Source organism: Paenisporosarcina sp. P4_E4_2, from assembly GCF_056401595.1.
In genome coordinates this window covers 1-3806 of sequence record NZ_JBFUJC010000306.1, presented here as the reverse complement: position 1 = coordinate 3806, position 3806 = coordinate 1, and the positions used below count along the sequence as shown (strand labels likewise).

Annotated in this window: 3 protein-coding genes and 1 other annotated feature; all 3 genes read right to left on the bottom strand. The window is 40.2% G+C overall.

The features are described from left to right. Positions 1-432: 432 nt before the first annotated feature. A complete protein-coding gene (locus tag AC1DSB_RS15995) occupies positions 433-1062 on the bottom strand; it encodes a cupin domain-containing protein (RefSeq protein ID WP_477587096.1) in 630 nt (209 codons plus the stop codon). Between the two features lie 340 nt (positions 1063-1402). After that, positions 1403-2425 carry an NADPH dehydrogenase NamA gene (gene namA / locus AC1DSB_RS15990; RefSeq protein ID WP_477587095.1) on the bottom strand — a complete coding sequence of 341 codons (1023 nt, stop codon included), beginning with the start codon at positions 2423-2425 and terminating at the stop codon, positions 1403-1405. Between the two features lie 50 nt (positions 2426-2475). Continuing rightward, on the bottom strand, positions 2476-3288 hold the full coding sequence (gene proC / locus AC1DSB_RS15985) for a pyrroline-5-carboxylate reductase (protein ID WP_477587094.1): 813 nt from the start codon (positions 3286-3288) through the stop codon (positions 2476-2478). Positions 3289-3333: 45 nt separating this feature from the next. Next, positions 3334-3544 (bottom strand) — a binding site (T-box leader). Between the last annotated feature and the right edge of the window lie 262 nt (positions 3545-3806).

The window sequence follows — 3806 nt, the reverse complement described above, 5'->3', positions numbered from 1 at the left end:
CTGCAAAATATTTAAGTTGGAAGGTGGTTGTCTATTTCTGAAGACTACTGCGGAAAAACGAAACAAGCTAGACCCCACAGGCAACGAATTGTGCACAATTCGTTTGCGACGAGTAACCGCAGAAGCATAGGATTTTTAAGAGCCGAGGAGGCTAGCGTTTCGTCCGCGGAAAGCGAAAGAAATAGCCGACMAYAATSTTTTTCGATAGAGTGCAAAAAATAAGAACTCAWTTTTTATWCTTTTATATTAATTATTATTCTTTTGTCAACAAGCTGAAATGACTGCCTTTAATCGGCAGTCATTTTTTTGTTTGAGGGATTTTTGCAGTTAATAGAATCCCCATGCACGTCTTCAATAATATATTGATAGGTTCCTATAGGCTGAACAATTAAGTATACAATCTTCTTTTGCCATGGAATTAAAAGGACTCCTTTAATGATTGGGGTAGGGATTATATTCTTGCGTTGGAAATACACGGCTATCACATTGATTAATGTTATTTGAATAAAGCACATTGCTTTCTTCAGTCTTTATGCAGCTCGTAGGTGGTCCGATATAAGTAGGGGGATCAAGCGGGGCGATGGCTTTTTTCCATTCCCTTTTATCCAAGCAATAGGTATGCGCCATAATACTTGCAGGTGTCAGCTTCAAAATATCGGAACCAAGAATTACTTCAGGCGTTGGGGCATCAAAGATTGCAAGTAGATGTGTGGAATCCTCTGTGGCAAATTCATAATGCCACCAGCCTTGGGGGATGTTGACAACTTCCCCTGGAGTAATTGAATAATTTTGAAATTGCCTAGTAAATGGATTTAGTAATGAAACAGCTACTGCTCCAGAAATGCAATAAACAAGCTCTTCAGCATTAGGGTGATAATGTGGCTCGACGACATTGGTGGCACTAAGGTAAATATCAAGTAAAGATAAATTTTTCAAAGTATTTAATTGCTGTTTTCCTAAAATATTTATTAAGTTTTGGTTATCTTTTTTAAAGAAAGGACTTTTATTAACATCAAAAGTAAACTGCGTATTTTTTGAGGTGTAATCAATTGGTGAACTCATAAGTCGACCTACCTTTAAACAATTGTAATATGCATATTAAGCACATTCTTCGCATGATATGTTTTAAATTGAATTGTTGTGTAGTACGAACGAAAATTTCACAAAAAAAGAAGTGAGTGTTATTAAAAATGAAACTAAGGCCGGGAAGCGTACCAATTCTTTTTGAGTTACCTTTTGGTTGTCAAGAGATGAGAATTTTACAGAATAAAAGTAATAATAATAAAATAAGGGTTATCAATTCATATACGAATTGATAACCCTTTTGCATTGCTTCTTATTTAAATTTTGTATTTCGAAACAGAACCCGTTAGCAAAAGGACCCTTTTGTTATTCCATATTCTTATAGCCAGCCGCGTTCATATTGGAGCGGTGATTTGATTTCCGTGCGTAGTTCTTTTGCTGCACGATATGGCCAGTATGGATCGCGTAATAATTCACGTGCCAAAAAGATTAAATCAGCACGATTATTCTTCAGGATTTCCTCAGCTTGAAGTGGAGAAGTAATCATCCCGACTGCACCTGTAGCAATCGGAGTCCCATGTTTAATCGTTTCAGCAAACGTAACTTGGTAGCCAGGGAATGATTCGATGGTTGCAGGAACGTTTGCTCCCGAGCTTACGTCAACCAAATCAACATCTTGTTCTTTCATCCACTTGGTCATCGTTACATACGCTTCTGGTGTCATGCCGCCTTCCGTATAATCATGTGCGGAAATGCGGACAAACAATGGACCTTCCCAAATGCTACGAACTGCGTCAATCACTTCGCGAAGCAAGCGGTAGCGGTTTTCCTCACWGCCGCCATATTCATCCGAACGTTTATTTGTTAATGGAGATAAAAATTCATTGATTAAGTACCCATGTGCACCGTGCAGTTCAATGACATCGAATCCAGCTTCTTTGGCACGAATTGCCCCAGCCTTAAAAGCATTGACTGTGTTAGCAATATCTTCTTTTGACATCTCAACTGGTGTTTTATATTGGTCATTAAATGCAAGAGGGGAAGGGGCAAAAATGTCACCATCCACCGTTGATTTACGACCGGCATGTGCTAGCTGGATGCCCGTTTTCGATCCATGTAATTTCATGGATTGAACAAGTTCAGTCAAACCTGCTGTGTGTTCATCACTCCATATGCCTAAATCCTTTACAGAAATTCGGCCTTCGGGTAAGACTGCCGTTGCTTCTAGAATAATCAATCCTACTTGGCCAACTGCACGTGTTGGGTAATGGACGCGATGCCAATCTTCAACATGCCCATTTTGATTATGACTTGAATACTGGCACATCGGTGCCATCACGATTCTATTTTTGAATGTGATATTTTTGATTGAATATTCTTCGAATAATTTAGCTTTTGCCATAAAATGCTATTCCTCCTTTTATGTATATGAGGTATTATAGCAAATTTGTCCTAAATATAGCGCTTTCCAAGCTCACGGGAACGTGTTTCGGCTTCGTTCAAACAACTTCCAAGCATGTCGATAAATCCTTTTTCCTGTAAAGCTTGGATTCCGGCTTCTGTTGTACCTCCTGGACTTGTCACATGTTCTCTAAGTGTAGCTGGTGAWTCGGTTGACTGTTTTAACATTTCTGCTGAACCAGCCAAAGTTTGGACAAGTAAGTTACGTGCAACATGTGGGGCAAGCCCACTTGCGACCGCCGCTTTTTCAAAGGCTTCCACAAAATAATAGACATAAGCAGGACCGCTGCCTGATAAAGCCGTAATGACATGCAGCTGATCTTCTTCCACTTCAATGACGGATCCAATAGTACGCAGCAGTTGCATAATTTCCTCTTTATCAGTGTGATTCATTTGTTCATTCCAGGCCACCGCACTTGCAGACATCCCGATGGTAGCTGAGGTGTTCGGCATACAACGGGCAATCGGACGTTCGCCCAGTCCTTGCCCGATTGTCGACATTGGAACTCCTGCTAGAATCGATAACACTACTGCAGTCTTCGAAAGGTAAGGGGCAACTGCCTGCATGCCCGCCTGAACGTCTTTCGGTTTCATTGCCAAGATAATCAAATCTGCCGTTTTCAATATTTCTTTGTCTTCACAAACGACTTGTACTCCGTATGTTTCATGAAGGAAAGTCAACTTCTTGCGATCGGATTTGTTCATAACAAATACGTTCTGAGGGGCAACAGTTGCCTCTTTCATCCAGCCATGAATCATCGCTTGCGCCATCGAACCTGCTCCAACAAATACAATCGTTTTCATTGTTACTCCTCCTTTTTTGTATAAAAAAATGCGCTCCCGTCCTAATGAAAGGACGAAAACGCATGTTTCCGCGGTACCACCTTGTTTTGCCCCACATGGAGCACAACTTGTTCCTTCTTATCGCGAAGGCACGGCCATGTTTGCATGGCGGCTCCAAAGTAGGTTCATCCTGTGAGCGGGAAGTGTGTCTTTCAGCCGGTGAACACACTCTCTATATTCCTTCAACACGATTACTGTTCTTTATCAAAGCCTGAACGTTCTAAATTATTGAAATTATAGGCTTGTTTACGAAGAGTTGTCAACTGATGAATAAAAATTCGAAAGATAATTATTTCATTGTATGCAGAGTTGGGTGCAACTTTTCCATTTTTGTTCAACTTTCGTGATTTCGTTGTTACTCCTCATTTTTCTCACTAATCTTAAAAGTGACGCGAACTTGTAAAAATTGTACAATAGAGTGAATAGTGATTCATTTTAAGGAGAATGCCATATGATCCACAAACTTATATTGCCTACAC